This is a genomic window from Burkholderiales bacterium, assembly GCA_036262035.1.
GTDB lineage: Bacteria > Pseudomonadota > Gammaproteobacteria > Burkholderiales > SG8-41 > JAQGMV01.
Genome location: DATAJS010000005.1, coordinates 235,397 through 252,453 on the forward strand (window position 1 = coordinate 235,397; position 17,057 = coordinate 252,453).

The following is a 17,057-nucleotide window of genomic DNA, read 5'->3' on the forward strand; positions in this document are numbered from 1 at the left end:
TCGAGGGGAATCCGCATCCTTCTAACACAACCGGCCGGCCAATGAGCCCGTCGGCGAGGAGGAAAGACGATGGAACGAATCGCGCGTTTCATTCTGGGCACCGTCGCCTGCGCCTGCTGGGCGATCCCCGCGGCAGCCCAGCAATACCCGGTGCGGCCGATCCGCATGGTCATCGGTTTTCCGCCGGGCGGCGGCACCGACATCGTCGGGCGCATCGTGGCGCAGAAGCTCTCGGAAGCGCTCGGCCAGCAGGTGGTGCCCGACAACCGCGGCGGCGCCTCGGGCCAGATCGCCACTGAGCTCGTCGCCAAGGCGCCGGCCGACGGCTACACCGTCCTCATGGCGCACATCTCGGCGCTGTCGATCCTGCCTTCGCTGCTGTCGAAGCTGCCGTACGACCCGGTGAAGGATTTCGCGCCGGTGTCGCTGGCCGCGATCTCGCCCAACCTGCTCGTCGTTCACCCGTCGCTGCCGGTGAAAAGCGTCAAGGAGCTGATCGCGCTGGCCAGGGCGCGGCCGGGCCAGCTTCAGTTCTCGTCGGTGGGCTCGGGCAGCATCCAGCACATCGCGGGCGAGATGTTCAAGCTCCAGGCCCGGGTGAACATGCTGCACGTGCCGTACAAGGGGGCCGGGCAGTCGATCATCGACCTCGTGGCGGGCCAGGTCCACATGGATTTCGGGACGATCCCGCCGGCGCTGCCGCACGTGAAATCGGGACGGCTGCGGGCGGTCGCGGTCACTTCCGAGAAGCGCTTTTCGCTGCTGCCGGAGATACCGACGATCGCCGAAGGCGGCCTGCCGGGCTTCGACATGAGCACGTGGTGGGGCCTGGTCGCCCCGGGCGGCGTTCCGAAAGAGGTGGTCGCGAGGCTCCACGGCGAGACCGCGAAGCTGTTGCGGGAGAAAGACGTGAAGGACCGGCTCGCGAACGTCGGCGCCGACCCGGTCGGCAACTCACCCGACGAGTTCGGCGCCTTCATCCGCGCCGAGCGGACCAAATACGCGAAGGTGGTGAAGGACGCTCAGATCAAGCTGGACTGAGCGGTGCGTGCGTCACGCGATCGCTTCGGCGTTCCTGCCGGAGCCGCCTCGCGATGATGTCATTGCGAGGAGCGCCAGCGACGAAGCAATCCCGGAGCGTCCGGGATGACGGTTCTTCCTAGGCTGCGGGAGCGAACGGAGCCAGCTCGCTGAGCAGCACCTGCACCAGCGGCTGGGCCGCGGCGAAAGCGGCATGGGCGCCCGCGGCGTCGTCGGCGCGCGCGAGCTTCTCGACCGCCGCGACCTGGGTGAATACTTCGGGCGCCTCGAAAGCGCCGACCGCGCCTTTGAGCGAGTGGGCTTCCTCGTAAGCGCTCTTGAGGTCGTTCGTCTGCAGGGCCGCCCCGATCGACTCGAGCTGGGCGGGGGCGGTCATGATCAGGATCTGCGCGATCTCGCCGAAAAGCTCCTGGTCGCCGGCCAGGCGCTCCAGGGTCGTCTCCACGTTCAGCACGGTCATCGGTCTCTCCACTTGCGAAGTCGGGGCTCCAGGCTGCACTTAACGGCCGCAGGGACGCCGGACTTTAGCGGGCGCGCCGCCAAATATTTCCCACCTCCGCTAAAGGATGATCGGCGGCCACCGTTAACCCGAGGGTAGAGCTGCGCCAGCGGCTTATCCATTTATTGAGGAATTACAAGTGGCTGACACCATCCTCGTCCTCTGCGTCGTGCTGAGCGCGTATTTCGTGCGCGGCATCACCGGATTCGGCTCCGGCCTCATCGCCGTGCCGCTCCTCGCGCTCTCCCACCCGCTCACGTTCGTCGTGCCGCTGGTCCTCGCGCTGGACTTCACCGCGTCGTTCGTGCTCGGCGGCGCCAACCGCAAGAACGCCGATTGGAAGGAGATCAAGCTCCTCGTCCCGTTCGGCGTGATCGGCGCGTGCATCGGCGCCCTGGCGCTGATGAAGCTGCCGTCGGGACCCGTGCTCTGCACGCTCGGCGCGTTCACGATGTTCTTCGGCTTCCGCAACATCTTCGGCGTGAGCTCCGACAAGAAGATCTCGGGCGCCTGGGCGGTTCCGACCGGCATCGGCGGCGGCGCGGTCGGCGCGCTGTTCGGCACCAGCGGGCCTCCCTACATCATCTATCTCACGCACCGCCTGAAGGACAAGAGCCAGGTGCGCGCGACGTTCTCGTGGCTGTTCGTGATCGACGGCGGCTTCCGCCTCGGCCTGTTCCTGGTCGCCGGCCTGCTGCTCGAGACCAAGCTCCAGGTCGCCTACGCGCTGTCGCTCATCCCGATGGCGATGGGCCTCTACACCGGGAACAAGGTCCACCTCGACATGACCTCCGAAGCGATGCTCAAGGTCGTCGGCGCGCTGCTCGTGATCAGCGGTGCGATGCTGTTCGTCAAAGTCATCCTGTAACCAGATTCGTTTTTAGGAGCCAGCAAATGAAATTCATGCGTTTCGAGCACGACGGCAAGACCGGTTTCGGCGCCATGGAAGGCGACACCCGGGTCCGCGTCTACGAAGGCGACATGTTCGCGGGCTGCCGCCCCACCTCGACGCTCCTCGAGCTGTCGAGCGTGAAGGTCCTGATCCCCTGCGTGCCCGGCAAGATGGTCGCGCTGTGGAACAACTCGGCGATCCAGATCGAGCAGCTCAAGCGCGAGACGCCGAGGGAAGTGCTGTGGTTCCTCAAGCCGCCCTCGTCGTTCGCGACGACCGGCGACGCGATCGTCTATCCGGTGGCGCACACCGAGAAAGTCGTGCTCGAAGGCGAGCTCGGCATCGTGATCGGCAAGAAGTGCAAGAACGTGACGCCGGTGGAAGCGCGCGACGTGATCTTCGGCTACACCGTGATCAACGACGTGACGGCGCAGGACGTGGTCAAGCGCGACCACACCTTCCCGCAGTACGACCGCGCCAAGGGCTACGACACGTTCGGCCTGTTCGGTCCGTGCATCGAGACCGAAGTCGACCCGATGGCGCTGCGCATGCGCTCCTACGTGAACGGCAAGCTGGTGCAGAACTTCCCGGTCACCGACTACGTGTTCAACCCGTACGAGACCGTGGCCGAGATCGCCAAGACCGTGACGCTGCATCCCGGCGACGTGATCTGCATGGGCACCTCGCTCAATGCGGCGCGCATCGTCCCGGGCGACACGTGCGAGATCCGCATCGACGGCATCGGCGCTCTGGTCAACCCGGTCATCGCCGAGCAGCGCGTGAACCCGCGCGTCGAAGGCGACGAGCCGCGCGTGAACCTGCAGGCGGCCGCCTGACCATTTGATTATCAGTACAGCGGCCGCCGCACGGCCGCACAACCGACAGAAGCAATCGGAACAGCGATGAAACTGACTACGCTCAAGCGCGCAGCGCTCGGATTGGCCGCACTCCTCGCGCTGGGGACCGCCGCGCGCGCGGAGGAGCAGCCGTACGCGTTCAACGTGCTCAACCAGCGCTCGGTCGCGCTCACTTCGCAGTACTGGAACCCGATCCTCATCTACGTCGCCAAGAAGAGCGGCGTGCCGCTCGAGCTGAGGCTCGCCCGGACCACGAAGGAAGCGAACGCCCTTGCGGAACAGGGGCAGTACCATTTCCTGTACACGAACCACTTCTTCACGCCGGAACGCGACCGCCTCGGCTTTCACGTGATCGCCCGCCCGGCCGGCCCCGGCATCCGCGGCCAGATCGCGGTGCCGGCGGACTCGCCGATCAAGTCGCTCGCCGAGCTGAACGGCAAGGAAGTCGCGTTCGCCAGCCCCGACGCGTTCGCCGCGTACTGGCTGCCGATGGACGCGCTGCTCAAGGCGAAGGTCAACGTGAAGCCGGTGTTCACCGCCAACCAGGAAGCGGGCCTCGCCCAGCTCAAGGTCGGCACGGTCGCCGCGGCCGGCGTCAACGACTCGATCATCCAGCGCTACGCGCGCCGCGAAGGGTTCGAGTACCGCCTGCTGTGGAACTCGGAGATCTACAACGACCTGTGCATCATGGCGAGCTCGAAAGTGCCCCCGGCGAAGCTCGCCGCGGTGCGCGACGCGCTCATCGGCATGATGAACGATCCGGAAGGCCGCAAAGTGCTCCAGGCCGGCGCCGATCTGCTCAAGATGAACAAGGATCACCTGGGCTTCATCGCGTCGTCGGACCGCGATTACGACAACTATCGCGCGTTCTACAAGAAGACACTGGTCAAAGCCGTCAACTAAAGCCGAGCGCTCCAAGGAATCGTTCGCCATGAAAGCACTGCGGTTTCTGAACCTCTGGTCCCGATGGGGCCTGATCCCGCGCCTGATGGCGGCGGTCGGCTTCGCCAGCCTCGTCGGAGGCGGCATCCAGAACTACCTCCTGGTGCTCGAAGGGGCGGCGGAGCATTCGGCGCGTCACGAGCGCGAGGTGCACGAGACGCTGAAATTCCTGGCGCCCCTCGTCGCCGACCAGGCGGTGCTCGGCGACTACGCCGCGATCAACCAGCTCCTGAACAACCAGGCCAAGAAGCTTGAGATCAACGTCCTCAAGTGGACGGACAAGAGCGGCCGCAACCTGTCGGGCCGCGACACGCCGGACAAGCTCGAAGCGCCCCGCTGGTTCACCACGCTGGTGCCGATCGCGCACGTCGAGGCGACCCTCGAGGTCGAGACCGGCGGCGCCAACTACGGCACGCTGTACGGCGAGATGAACTCGGTGCCCGCGAGCAACCGCCTGTGGTCGCAGTTCGTGCACCAGCTCCAGATCGTGTTCGCGACGCTGCTGCTCACCCTCCAGGTGATCTGGCTGATCTTCCGCGGCAACCTCGGCACGCTGCGCATGCTGGCGATGTCGGCCAACCGCTTCAGTCTCGGCGAGCACGCGGTGCGCGTGAAGTCGGACGGCGCGCCGGAAGTGCGCGCGGCGGCCGACGCGTTCAACAACATGGCGAACAACATCGAGAGCCTCATCGCGTCTCTCGGCGAGTCCGAAACGACCAACCGCCGCCTCGCCGCGATCGTGAAGCAGTCGTCCGAGGCGATCTGGACGCGCGACCTCTCCGGCCGCATCACCACGTGGAACGCGGGCGCGACGGTGCTCTTCGGCTACACCGCCGACGAGGCGATCGGCCACCGCATCAGCGTCGACAAGACGTCGACCGACGAGGACGCGAAGCGACTCGAGCGCCTGAAGTCGGGCGAGACCTTCTCGTACGAGACCCGCGCGGTCACGAAGAACGGCCGCGAGATCGACATCGAGGTCGCCGCGGCGCCGCTGCACGACGAGAACCACAGCGTCGTCGGCAAGATCTGCGTCGCGCACGACGTGACCGAGCGCAAGCGCGCCGAGGCCGAGCTCTCCGCCGCGCGCGAGGCCGCCGAGGCCGCGAACCAGGCGAAGTCGAGCTTCCTCGCCAAGATGAGCCACGAGATCAGGACGCCGATGAACGGCGTGCTCGGCATGACCGAGCTGCTGCTCGAGACCGGCCTCACGCCGACGCAGCGCCGCTTCGCGGAGACGGTGCAGCGCTCGGGCAAATCGCTGCTCGCGATCATCAACGACATTCTCGACTTCTCCAAGATCGAGGCGGGCAAGCTCGACCTCGAGCACATCGATTTCGACCTGCGCCAGACCATCGAAGACACGATCGAGCTGCTCGCCGAGCGCGCGCAGAGCAAGGACCTCGAGCTCGCCTGCAACCTGCCGGTGAACCTTGCGGCGCGCGTCAAGGGCGATCCGCTGCGTCTGGGCCAGGTGCTGACGAACCTCGTCGGCAACGGCATCAAGTTCACCGAGGAAGGCGAAGTGTCGGTGTCGGTATCGACGCGCGACGAGACCCCCGAGAGCGTCACGCTGCGTTTCGAAGTGATCGACACCGGCCCCGGCATCACCAAGGAAGCGCAAGGCCGCATCTTCGAGAACTTCTCGCAGGCCGACGGCTCGACCACGCGCAAGCACGGCGGCACGGGTCTCGGCCTCGCGATCAGCAAGCAGCTCGTCGAGATGATGGGCGGCGAGATGCGCGTCGAGTCGACGCCGGGCGTGGGCTCGACCTTCTGGTTCGAGGTGAAGTTCGAGAAAGCCGCGCAGGAAGCGGCGGACGAGCCGGCGTTCCGCAACAAGCTCGAAGGCGTGCGCACGCTCATCGTGGCGCGCAACGCGACCACCCGCGGCACGCTCAACGCGCAGATGACCAACTGGGGCATGCAGAACCGCAGCGTCGAGACCGGCGAACAGGCGATGGGCCAGCTCACCAACGCCGCGGCGCGGGGCGCGCCGTACGACATCGTGATCGTCGACAGCGCGATGAACGGCTCGGGCGCGCTCGACCTCACGCGCAAGATCAAGTCCGACCCCGCGCTCTCCGACGCGCGGGTCATCTGGCTCACGCCCGTCGGCCGTCACGGCGACGTGCGCGAGCTGCGCCAGGCGGGCGTGCTGATGTGCCTGTCGAAGCCGGTGCGCCAGTCGGCGCTTTACAACGGTCTGATCGGCGCGGTCACGGGCGAAGGCGATGCGATCGCCGACATGGCGCCGGCCGAGCCCGCGAAGGCGCCGGCCAAGCGCGAAAACCGCGGCAAGCTGCTGCTCGCGGAGGACAACGCGGTCAACCAGCAGGTCGCGCTCGCGATCCTCAAGATCGAGGGCTATCAGGTGACCGTCGCGAAGAACGGCGTGGAAGCGGTCGCCGCGTTCCAGAAGGACGCGTTCGATCTCATCCTGATGGACTGCCACATGCCGGAGATGGACGGATTCGAGGCGACACGCAACATCCGCCGCATGATGAAGGACGGCGAGCTGAAGCGCATTCCGATCATCGCGCTCACCGCGAACGCGATGCAGCAGGACCGCGACGAGTGTCTCAGCGCCGGCATGGACGATCACCTGTCCAAGCCGTACACCCGCCTGCAGATGCGCGCGATGCTCGACCGCTGGCTCGCCCAGCCGGCCGAAGCCGCAGCGGCCTGAGACTCAAAAGGGGGAAACAGGGAAGAAAAACCGGGGCATAACCCCGGTTTTTCTTGCTTTTAAAGGAAAGGGAGGTTCAAGGAGGGAAACCTTGGTTTCCCTCCTTGGCGTTCACCGCCCCTTCAGGGTCGTCGTCAGACGACCCTGAAGTTTTTGAACTGCCAGGGATCGTCGGTATCCAGATCCTCCGGGAACGGATGGTTCCGTCCCTGCAGCGGCGTCCAGTCGCTGTACGCCCCCGCCTGCTCGCCCAGATACGGGCTGGCGATCTCCAGCACGCGCTCGAAGTCGACGTCGTCGGGATCGACGATCCCTGCGCGCGGATTCTCCATCGCCCACACCACCCCGCCCAGCACGCCGGCGGCGACCTGGATGCTGGTCGCGTTGTTGAACGGCGCGAGCTTGCGGGCTTCGTGCACCGAGATGCGCGAGCCGTACCAGTACGCCCCCTTCGCGTGCCCCATCAGCAGCGCGCCGAGCTCGTCGACGCCGTCGGTGATCTCGTCCATGAAGATGCGCCGCTGCTCCTGCCCGATCCAGCCCTTGCCCGCGAGCTCGTGCACCGACGACACGGTGTCGTCGCACGGGTGATACGCGTAATGACACGTCGGCCGATAGAGCACGCGCTCGCCTTCACGCACGGTGAAGTAGTCGGAGATCGAGATCGACTCGCTGTGCGTGATCAGGAAACCGTGGAACTGCCCTTCTCCCGGCGTCCACGAGCGCACCTTCACCGAAGCCCCCGGCCGCGTGAGGTAGATCGCGGCCTTGCAGCCGAACTCGTGCTCGCGCCCGTCGTGCGGGAAGTGCTTCTCGTGCGAGCCCCAGCCGAGCTCGCACGGCTGCGAGCCTTCGCCGATGAAACCGTCGACCGACCAGGTGTTGACGAACTCGAAGCGGCGCTTGCGGGGATCGGCGACCTGCGTGTCGCGCTCGGCGCAGTGTATCGTCTTCACGCCGAGCTCCATGCCGAGCCTGCCCCATTCCGCGCGCGTACGCGGCGTCTTCACCTCGCCTTTGATGTCGCGGGCGATGTTGAGCATCGCCTGCTTCACCCAGTGCGAGATGAGGCCGGGGTTGGCGCCGTGCGTCGGGAGGACCGTCGGTCCGCCGTTCGGATACTTCCCCTTCATGTCCATCACCGCCTCGCGCAGCCCGTAGTTGCTGCGATGCGAAGGCGAAACGCTCGGGTCGGTGTAGCCCCCGAGCCACGGCTCGATGCACGTGTCCAGGTACATCGCGCCCTGCTCGCAGCACAGCTCGATGAGCGCGACGCTCGAGACGTCGACCGACAGATTGAGGAGAAAATCGCCCCTGCCGAGCAGGGGCTCGAGGATGGCGCGGTAGTTCTCGCGCGTTAAGGGACGGACGTCGAACTTGATGCCGTAATGCTTCGCCTCGGCTACGCCCCGATCGTCACCCGTGACGATGCAGATGCGCGAAGGCTCCATGTCGATGTGACGCAGCAGCAGCGGCAGCGAGCCTTGCCCGACCGATCCGAAGCCCACGATGACCAGGCGTCCCTCGAATTTGACGTGCTTTTTGCTCTCCATTTCATAAACTGCCTATCGCGTGACCAAAGACGGCGCGGAGTGTAACAGTTAATGAGCGGCTGCCCAATATATGGGCGGCTTTCTCGTGGTCAATAAGGAGGGAAAGCAGGCGGCGGGCCGTAATAAGGCGGATACGGCTCGTTGGGCCGCGGCGGCGGCGGATAGCGCGGCGGCGGCGGGGCGGGCACGATCGGCGCGGGCGACAGCGCCTTCATGTCCGCTTCGTCGAGCCGCCACACCGTGCCGGGCTGCGGAGAGCCGTCCAGGGTCGCGGCTTCGGACGCTTTCATCGTGACGACCTCGCCGTAGCGCGGCGGCTCGGCGACGCAGGCCCCGAGCAGCGATGCAACGACCAACGGAATCAGGCAGCGCATGCGTGTGACCTCCGGAATGTGCGACGCTATGATAAGCCTCACCCGTCGTCCTGGCGTGCGCCAGGACCCATTCGACGCGGCAGCGTCGTCCCCGCGAAGGCGGGGATCCATTCGACGCAGTAGCGTCGTCCCCGCGAAGGCGGGGATCCATTTTGAACTTGGGCCGCCATGCCAACGATAGGCGAAGAAGTCGCAACTCCCCACCAAACCGTCGCCGCGCTCATCCGCCGCGCGCGCGCCGCGCAGCAGATTTACGCCCGCTACGGCCAGCAAGCGCTCGACGAGGTCGTCGCCGCCGTCGGCTGGGCGATCATGGAGCCCGCGCGCAACCGCGCGCTCGCCGAGATCGCGGTCCGCGACACCGGGCTGGGCAAGGTCGAGGACAAGATCGACAAGAACCACCGCAAAACGCTCGGGCTCCTGCGCGATCTGAAGGGCGCGGTCTCGACCGGCGTCCTCGCCGATGACCCCGAGCGCGGAATCGTCGAGATCGCCAAACCCGTGGGCGTGGTCGCCGCGGTCGTGCCTTCGACCAATCCCGGCGCGACGCCCGCGAACAACGTGATCAACGCGCTGAAGTGCGGCAACGCCATCATCCTGTCGCCTTCGCCCAAGGGCTACTCCACCGCCGCCCGGCTGCTCGACTACATCCACGAGGAGCTCGATCGCGTCGGCGCGCCGCGCGACCTCGTGCAGCTCCTGCCGCACCCGGTCACCAAGGCGCTCTCGCAGGCGCTGATGCAGCAGGCGGACCTCGTCGTCGTGACCGGCTCGCAGGCGAACGTGCGCGCCGGCTACTCGAGCGGCACGCCGGCGCTGGGCGTGGGCGCGGGCAACGTCGCGGTGATCGTCGACGCGAGCGCCGACGTCGATGCCGCGGCCGCGAAGATCATGCGTTCCAAGATCTTCGACCACGCCACGAGCTGCTCGTCGGAGAACAGCGCGATCGTGCTCGACGCGGTGTACGCGCGCACGATCGCCGCGCTCTTGCGCCAAGGCGGCGCACTGCTCACCGCCGAGGAGAAAGCGCAGCTCGGAAAAGCGATGTTCCCCGGCGGCAAGCTCGCGTCGGCGGTGACCGCGCAGCCGGTCTCGCGCATCTGCGCGCTCGCCGGTCTCACGCGGCCCGCGCTCGCCGCCGCGAAGTGCCTGATCGTCGAAGAGACCGGCGCGGGACGCGAGCATCCCTTCTCCGGCGAGAAGCTCTCGCCCGTGCTCACGGTCTACCGCGCGCGCGACTTCGACGACGCGATGGCCGTCATGCGCTCGATCTACGACTACATGGGCAACGGCCACTCGTGCGGCATCCACACCGGGGACGAGTCGCACGTCCAGCGCCTCGGCCGCGAGATGACCGTGTGCCGTGTGATCGTCAACCAGGCGCACGCGATCGCCAACGGCGGCAGCTTCGACAACGGGCTGCCCTTCTCGCTGTCGATGGGCTGCGGCACGTGGGGCGGCAACAGCTTCTCCGAGAACCTCAACTACCGGCACTTCATGAACGTGACGCGCATCGTGCGGCCGATCCCGCCTCGCGAGCCTTCCGTCGAGGACGTCTTCCACGAGTACTGGGCGAAACACAAGATCAAAGCATGAACACGGAGGGACACGGAGGGCACGGAGGGCACGGAGGAACGCGGAGGAGAAGCGAAACGATTAGGCGTCGTCCATGCGTCGTCGCGTGCGGTGATAATGTTGTGAGCGTGCGAGGTGATATCGATTTCCTCCGTGTCCTCCGTGTCCTCCGTGTTGAAGCTTTTTGCTTTTAAAACATGAAGACGATCCGCGAGTACGTCGATAAGCGAGCTACCGAGACGCCCGACGCGACTTATCTCATCGCGCCCGAGACCGGCGCGGCGATGACGTACGGCGAGCTCAGGCGCGCGTCGGTCGAGCTCGCGCGATTCCTCGGCTCGCGCGGCCTCGCCAGGGGCGACAAGGTCGCTCTGATGCTGCACAACAGCTACCAGACCGCGCGCCTCCTGATCGGCGTGATGTACGCGGGCTACACCGTCGCGCCGCTCAACCTCGTCGCGCAGCAGAGCCAGATCGTGTACGTGCTCGATCACTCGGACACCGTCCTCGTGTTCACGAGCGCCGAGCTCGAGCCGCGGCTCAGAGAAGCGCTGACTGCGGTTACGCGCGAGATTCAGGTGGTGGTGATCGATCCGGATTCGACGACGGAGCTGCAGGCGGGGGCGCCTGCGCCACAGCCTCTGCATGCAGTCGCCGAAGACGACGACGCATTGCTGATGTACACCTCCGGCACCACCGGCGTGCCCAAAGGCGTGCTCCACACCCACGGCAGCGTGGTCGCGGGCGGCGTGTACACGAGCGAGGCGCATCGCCTCGGACCGTCCGACCGCGTGCTGTGCGCGCTGCCGCTGTATCACATCAACGGCCAGATCGTGACCGCGGTCGCGCCGCTGGTGCACGGCGGAAGCGTGGTGATGCCGCATCGCTTTTCGGTCGGCCATTACTGGGAGCTCGTCGCTGCGCACGCGTGCACGTGGATCAACGTGGTGCCGACGATCATCGCTTACCTCCTGAACGCGCCCGCGCCGCGCGAGCGCGGGCTCGACGTCTCGCGCGTGAAGTTCTGCCGCTCGGCGTCGGCGCCGCTGCCGCCCGAGCTGCACCGCGCGTTCGAGACGAAGTTCGGCATCGGCATCATCGAGACCTTCGGCATGACCGAGACCAACGCGCCGTGCTTCACCAATCCTTACGACGCAGACAAACGCAAGGTCGGCAGCCCCGGGCAGGCCTACGGCAACGACGCGAAGATCGTCGATCCCGCGACGCTCGCGACTCTGCCGCCGGGTGCGGTCGGCGAGATCATGCTGCGCGGCGCGAACGTGATGAAGGGCTACTACAAGGACGCGCAGGCGACCGCCAAGACGCTGCACGCGGACGGCTGGATGCACTCGGGCGACCTCGCCTATATGGACGAAGAAGGATTCGTGTTCGTCACCGGCCGCATCAAGGAGCTCATCATCAAGGGCGGCGAGAACATCGCCCCGCGCGAGATCGACGAAGCGCTGCTCGAGCATCCGGCGGTGCTCGAAGCGGCCGCGGTCGGCATCCCCGACGCGCTGTACGGCCAGGACATCATGGCGTGCGTGGTGCTCAAGCCCGATGCCGCATGCTCCACCGCCGACCTCGACGCGCACTGCCTGAGCGTGCTCGGGCGCTTCAAGTCGCCCAGGCAGATCCGCATCGTCGAGACGCTGCCCAAAGGCCCGTCGGGCAAGGTCCAGCGTCTGAAGCTGCTCGAGCTCTGATGGGGCTGTACCAGCGGTACCTGCTGCCACGGCTGATCGACCTCGCGATGCGCGTGTCGGAGGTCAGGCGCTATCGTGCGCTGATCGTGCCGCGCGCGCACGGCGACGTGCTCGAGCTCGGCATCGGCTCGGCGCTCAACCTGCCTTACTACGGCGCGCACGTGCAGCGCCTCGAAGGTGTCGACCCCTCGGTCGAGCTCCTCGCAATGGCTCAGCACCGCGCGTGCGATGCGCCGTTCGAGATCGAGCTCCTGCCCTCGCCCGCCGAATCGCTGCCGCTCGCCGATGCGTCGTTCGATTGCGTGGTGACGACCTTCACGCTGTGCAGCGTCGGCGATCCCGCCGCCGCGATGCGCGAAGCGCGGCGGGTGCTCAAACCCGGCGGCAGGCTCCTCTTCGCCGAGCACGGGCTCGCGCCCGAGGAGAGCGTGCGGCGCTGGCAGCACCGGCTCAACCCGGTGTGGCGCAAGCTCGCGGGCGGCTGCAACCTCGATCGCCGGATCGACGACATCGTCGAACAGGCCGGCTTCACGTTGGGCGACATACAGCGCGGCTACGCCCGCGGGCCGCGGCCGTTCGCTTACATCTACTGCGGCGAGGCGCGCGCGAGTTAACGTGAAAATGGGTCCCGGATCTCATGCGCTACCGCGCACAGGTCCGGGACGCCGCGACGATCGTCGCGGCGGCATGCACCTTGCAGCAAGGCGGTATCCGATACCGGCCAAGGTGTGCAGATGAACGTGAAGCAGGCATGGGCGCTCGCCAGGCAGAGCATGAGCTCGTGGTCCGAGGATTACGCGCCGAGCATGGGTGCGGCGCTCTCCTACTACACCCTGTTCTCGATCGCGCCGCTGCTCATCATCGTCATCGCGGTCGCCGGCATCTTCTTCGGCGCGGACGCGGTGCAAGGCGTGATCTTCGCGCAGCTCCAGTCGCTGATGGGGCAGGAAGCCGCCGAGGCGATACAGGACATGCTCGCGACCACGAGCGATCCCGCGGCCGGCGGCATCGCGACGATCGTCAGCGTGGCCGGTCTCGCGATCGGCGCGACGACGGTGTTCAACGAGCTGCAGAACGACCTCGACCGCATCTGGCGCGCGCCGGCGCGCGAGCGCTCGAGCGGGATCTGGACGCTGCTGCGTACGCGCCTGCTCTCGTTCGGGATGATCCTCGCGGTGGCCTTCCTGTTGACGGTATCGCTCGTCACTTCGGCGGCGCTGGCGACCATCGGCAAGTGGTGGGACGGCTGGTTCGGCGCGTGGGAAGGCGTGGCCTACGTGCTCGACGTGGCGATCAACTTCGGCATGCTCACGCTCATCTTCGCCCTCATCTACAAGATGATCCCGCGCGTTCACGTCGCGTGGCGCGACGTGTGGGTCGGGGCCGGCGTCACCTCGGCGCTCTTCGTGCTGGGCAAGTTCCTGATCGGCCTCTACATCGGCAAGAGCGACATGACCTCGTCGTTCGGCGCGGCGGGCTCGATGGTGCTCGTGATGGTGTGGGTCTACTGGTCGGCGCAGATCTTTCTCTTCGGCGCCGAGTTCACGTGGACGTACGCGAACCTGTACGGGTCGCGCAAGGAAGTCGCGAAGCGCGAAGGGACCGTGCCGGGCGCGCCGCAGGAAGTGCCTGCGAAGAGCGTGGAGAACACCGGCGCACCGGCCGCCGACGCAGGCAGCGCCAAGCCGCGCGCGCCCAGAGCGACCGACATGCCGCCGATCCCCATCGGCACCGCGCCGCTGACGACGCGCCGCGCCGAGCCGCCTTACCCCGTCGCGCCGACGAGCATCACGACGGCAGCGATCGCGCCGGAAGACGCGAGCGTTCGAACGTCGGGCAGGAACAAGCACATCGCGGTGGAAATCGCGCTATCGACCGCGCTGGCGATCGGCATCGGCGTGGCGGCCAGGCTCCACGGGTTCAGACGCCTGTTCAGGCATCACGGCAACGGCAAGGTGACGGCCTGACAGGCCGTCATCCCCGCGAAGAGCCTGCCCCCGAATGCTTTAGTCGGGGGCGGGGATCCATTTTGACGTAGCCCGAAAATGGATTCCCGATCACTTCGCGCTGGCGCGCGGTCGGGAATGACGGTACCTAGAAGTTCGCCGGGCGTTCGTTGAATCTCTGGACGCTCTCGACCACGAGCCGCTTGGCCAGCGCGCTGTCCCCCCAGCCTTTCAGACGCATCCACTTCCCTTCTTCCAGATCCTTGTAGTGCGAGAAGAAGTGCTCGATCTGCCGCATCAGCCCCGGCGGCACGTCCGACACTTCGTTCACCCCGTTGTATTGCGGCGCGATCTTCGGCAGCGGCACGCACAGGATCTTCTCGTCGCCGCCGGCGTCGTCCTCGGTCTCGAGCACGCCGACCGTGCGGCACGCGATCACCGTCCCCGCGATGAGGGGTATGGGCGTGATCACCAGCGCGTCGAGCGGATCGCCGTCGTTGGACAGCGTGTGCGGGACGAAGCCGTAGTTGCACGGGTAGTGCATGGGGGTGGCGAGAAAGCGGTCCACGAGAAGCGCGCCCGAGGCTTTCTCGAATTCGAACTTGATGCCCGGACCGTAGGCCGGGATCTCGATGACCACGTAGAGCTCGTCGGGAACGCGCGGACCGGTCGGGAGTTTTTCGAGCTGCATGCTGGTAGGGAGGGCGAAAAAGGGTCGCCATGATACATGCGATTTGCTTGCCGGGCACCGCGGTCCCGGTGCACTATTGATTCGCGCGCCCCATAACGATAAAGCTCAGCGACCGGCGCCACGTCCAAAAACGGAGGAGCCAAATGCTCAAGGTCGCATCCACCGCGGCGGCGCTTTGCGCGGCCGCATCCGCCGCGCTTGCGTTTTCCGTACTGTCCACCCCCGCCGCGAACGCCCAGTCCCTCGCCGATCTCGCCAACGACGAGAAGAGCACCGACAACGTGCTCACCTACGGGATGGGCTATTCGCAGAACCGCTTTTCCCCGCTCAAGCAGATCCACAAGGGCAACGTGAAGCGCCTCGTCCCGGTATGGAGCGTATCGCTGTCGAGCAACCTCGGCGAGCAGGGTCAGCCGCTGGTGCACGACGGTGTGCTCTACGCGGGCAACGCCGAGTACACGGTCGCCATCGACATCGACAGCGGCAAGCAGCTCTGGCGCACGCCGGTCGGCTTCGATCCGCAGGTGCCGCGCGTGGTGTGCTGCGGCCAGTCGCTCAAAGGCATCGCGATCTACAACGGCAAGATCTTCCGCGGCACGCTCGACGCGCACATCGTCGCGCTCGACGCGAAGACCGGCAAACAGGTGTGGAAGACCCAGGTCGCCGACTGGAAGAACGGCTTCTCGATCACCAGCGCGCCGCAGGTCGCGAACGGCGTGGTGATGACCGGCATCTCGGGCGCCGAGTTCGGGATCCGCGGCTTCATCGACGGCTACGATCCGGAGACCGGCAAGCAGCTCTGGCGCCGCTACACCGTCCCCGCACCGGGCGAGAAAGGCAGCGAAACGTGGCCCAAGGACGATTCCTGGACGCGCGGCGGCGGCTCGACGTGGATGACCGGCTCGTACGATCCTGAGCTCGACCTCGTCTACTGGGGCACCGGCAACGCAGGGCCGTGGGATCCGCGCGGACGCCCCGGCGACAACCTCTATACCGCGTCGCTGCTCGCGATCAAACCCAAGACCGGCGAGATCGCGTGGCACTACCAGCTCGTGCCCAACGAGATGTTCGACCTCGACGCGACGTGGGAATGGATCCTCGGCGACCTCAACGTCAACGGCAGCAAGCGCAAAGTGGCGATGCACATGAGCCGCGGCGGTTTCCTGTACGTCGTCGATCGCGCCAACGGTCAGCTCGTCTCGGCGCAGCCGTTCGAGAAGATCAACTGGGCGACGCACGTCGACATGAAGACCGGCCGCCCGGTCGAGTCGGATATCTCGAAGAAGATGCGCGCCGGCGAGCAGATCGAGCTGTGGCCCGGGCAGTGGGGCGCGAAGAACTGGTCGCACGCGGCATTCGATCAGAGCAAAGGTCTGCTCTATGCGAACACCATGCACCATTCGCGGCTGGTCAAGTTCGCGCCGGTCGAATACAAGGTCGGCCAGCGCTATGTCGGCTTCGAGAACCGGCCGGTGCCGGATCGTCCCAAGGACGAGCCGATCGCGCACATGGACGCGGTCGATCCGCTGACCGGCAAGGCGAAGTGGCGCACGCCGATCATGGACATCCCGCACTACTCGGCGATGCTGGCGACCGCGAGCGGCCTGCTCTTCACCGGCAAGGAGACCGGCGAGTTCATCGCGGTCGACGCCGACACCGGCAAGACGCTGTGGCAGTTCCAGACCAGCTCGGGAATCAACGCCCAGCCGATCACCTACACCCACAAGGGCAAGCAGTACGTCAGCGTGCAGGTCGGGGTCGGCGGGGTGAACGTCGCGCGGATGGGCGCTCAGCTTGCGAACGTGCCGCGGGGCGGGTCGGTCTGGACGTTCGCGCTGGTGGATTGATGACCGTCATTCCCGCGGAGACGGGAATCCATTTTGACTCGGCGGTTTGAAATGGATTCCCGATCGCCCGCTACCGGGGTCGGGAATGACCAAGCCTTTATGCCCTGCGGCGCCGCTCGTCCTCCGATTTCCACGCGACATACCCGTGCGCGACGGCGTCCTCGGTGCATTCCTTGAGCGTCTTGAAGGTGCGGTCGGAGACCTGCTCTTCGCCCTCCGGATCGACGACGCGCCAGGTCCACGACCCGTCCTCGCCGATCGGGAAACTCCACTGTTTGCGTCTTTCCACGTTCTCCCCTGTTCCGCCGCCGGCCATCAAAGAAGGCCCTAAGGCAATAGCGGTACCCGGGGCCCGCCACATTGTAGGGGTGTTGGGCCCGCACCGACGCGGCAAAATGACGCAATCGAACGCCGGTCGGCCGCGGTTGTCACTCTGTCTGCGCTC

Annotated in this window: 15 protein-coding genes; 10 read left to right on the forward strand and 5 right to left on the reverse strand. The window is 66.5% G+C overall.

What is annotated here, in order from left to right:
• Positions 1 to 69 precede the first annotated feature (69 nt).
• Entirely contained in the window at positions 70 to 1,041 is a 972-nt protein-coding gene (locus tag VHP37_04065) for a tripartite tricarboxylate transporter substrate binding protein (protein HEX2825496.1), read from the forward strand.
• A gap of 118 nt (positions 1,042 to 1,159) precedes the next feature.
• Here the strand turns inward: VHP37_04065 and VHP37_04070 are convergent, their stop codons facing one another.
• Positions 1,160 to 1,501, reverse strand: coding sequence for an Hpt domain-containing protein (locus VHP37_04070; protein ID HEX2825497.1), 342 nt, complete (start codon positions 1,499 to 1,501; stop codon positions 1,160 to 1,162).
• 178 nt (positions 1,502 to 1,679) lie between these two features.
• Here VHP37_04070 and VHP37_04075 point away from each other — a divergent pair, with 178 nt between their 5' ends.
• The 4 genes from VHP37_04075 to VHP37_04090 all read left to right on the forward strand — a co-directional run bounded on the left by VHP37_04075 (position 1,680) and on the right by VHP37_04090 (position 6,920).
• A complete protein-coding gene (locus VHP37_04075) occupies positions 1,680 to 2,408 on the forward strand; it encodes a sulfite exporter TauE/SafE family protein (protein ID HEX2825498.1) in 729 nt (242 codons plus the stop codon).
• Positions 2,409 to 2,434: 26 nt separating this feature from the next.
• The gene (locus VHP37_04080) at positions 2,435 to 3,268 is read left to right on the forward strand and encodes a fumarylacetoacetate hydrolase family protein (GenBank protein ID HEX2825499.1); all 834 of its coding nucleotides are present in this window, start codon (positions 2,435 to 2,437) and stop codon (positions 3,266 to 3,268) included.
• Between the two features lie 66 nt (positions 3,269 to 3,334).
• Entirely contained in the window at positions 3,335 to 4,192 is an 858-nt protein-coding gene (locus tag VHP37_04085) for a phosphate/phosphite/phosphonate ABC transporter substrate-binding protein (GenBank protein HEX2825500.1), read from the forward strand.
• Between the two features lie 28 nt (positions 4,193 to 4,220).
• Positions 4,221 to 6,920 (forward strand): response regulator, encoded by a 2,700-nt coding sequence (locus VHP37_04090; GenBank protein HEX2825501.1) that lies wholly within the window; start codon positions 4,221 to 4,223, stop codon positions 6,918 to 6,920.
• A 134-nt stretch (positions 6,921 to 7,054) separates the two neighbouring features.
• Here VHP37_04090 and VHP37_04095 read toward each other — a convergent pair whose 3' ends face one another.
• Both VHP37_04095 and VHP37_04100 read right to left on the reverse strand, forming a co-directional pair.
• Positions 7,055 to 8,473, reverse strand: a complete 1,419-nt coding sequence (locus VHP37_04095; GenBank protein ID HEX2825502.1) for a saccharopine dehydrogenase C-terminal domain-containing protein — start codon at positions 8,471 to 8,473, stop codon at positions 7,055 to 7,057.
• 89 nt (positions 8,474 to 8,562) lie between these two features.
• Positions 8,563 to 8,847 (reverse strand): hypothetical protein, encoded by a 285-nt coding sequence (locus VHP37_04100; GenBank protein ID HEX2825503.1) that lies wholly within the window; start codon positions 8,845 to 8,847, stop codon positions 8,563 to 8,565.
• 168 nt (positions 8,848 to 9,015) lie between these two features.
• Between VHP37_04100 and VHP37_04105 the strand changes: the two genes are divergently transcribed.
• The 4 genes from VHP37_04105 (at position 9,016) to VHP37_04120 (ending at position 14,095) form a co-directional block, all read left to right on the forward strand.
• Positions 9,016 to 10,443, forward strand: a complete 1,428-nt coding sequence (locus tag VHP37_04105) for an aldehyde dehydrogenase family protein (protein HEX2825504.1) — start codon at positions 9,016 to 9,018, stop codon at positions 10,441 to 10,443.
• A gap of 176 nt (positions 10,444 to 10,619) precedes the next feature.
• Positions 10,620 to 12,128 carry an AMP-binding protein gene (locus tag VHP37_04110; protein HEX2825505.1) on the forward strand — a complete coding sequence of 503 codons (1,509 nt, stop codon included), beginning with the start codon at positions 10,620 to 10,622 and terminating at the stop codon, positions 12,126 to 12,128.
• Positions 12,128 to 12,742, forward strand: a complete 615-nt coding sequence (locus tag VHP37_04115) for a class I SAM-dependent methyltransferase (GenBank protein HEX2825506.1) — start codon at positions 12,128 to 12,130, stop codon at positions 12,740 to 12,742. The genes VHP37_04110 and VHP37_04115 overlap by 1 nt, the downstream gene beginning before the upstream one ends.
• 120 nt (positions 12,743 to 12,862) lie before the next feature.
• Positions 12,863 to 14,095: a YhjD/YihY/BrkB family envelope integrity protein gene (locus VHP37_04120; GenBank protein ID HEX2825507.1), complete on the forward strand. Its 1,233-nt coding sequence runs from the start codon at positions 12,863 to 12,865 to the stop codon at positions 14,093 to 14,095.
• Positions 14,096 to 14,222: 127 nt separating this feature from the next.
• On the opposite strand, the gene ppa is transcribed toward VHP37_04120, so the two are convergent.
• Positions 14,223 to 14,765 carry an inorganic diphosphatase gene (gene ppa, locus VHP37_04125; protein HEX2825508.1) on the reverse strand — a complete coding sequence of 181 codons (543 nt, stop codon included), beginning with the start codon at positions 14,763 to 14,765 and terminating at the stop codon, positions 14,223 to 14,225.
• Between the two features lie 143 nt (positions 14,766 to 14,908).
• Here ppa and VHP37_04130 point away from each other — a divergent pair, with 143 nt between their 5' ends.
• Positions 14,909 to 16,612, forward strand: a complete 1,704-nt coding sequence (locus tag VHP37_04130; GenBank protein HEX2825509.1) for a PQQ-dependent dehydrogenase, methanol/ethanol family — start codon at positions 14,909 to 14,911, stop codon at positions 16,610 to 16,612.
• Positions 16,613 to 16,709: 97 nt separating this feature from the next.
• Here the strand turns inward: VHP37_04130 and VHP37_04135 are convergent, their stop codons facing one another.
• A complete protein-coding gene (locus VHP37_04135; protein HEX2825510.1) occupies positions 16,710 to 16,901 on the reverse strand; it encodes a hypothetical protein in 192 nt (63 codons plus the stop codon).
• Positions 16,902 to 17,057: the final 156 nt, after the last annotated feature.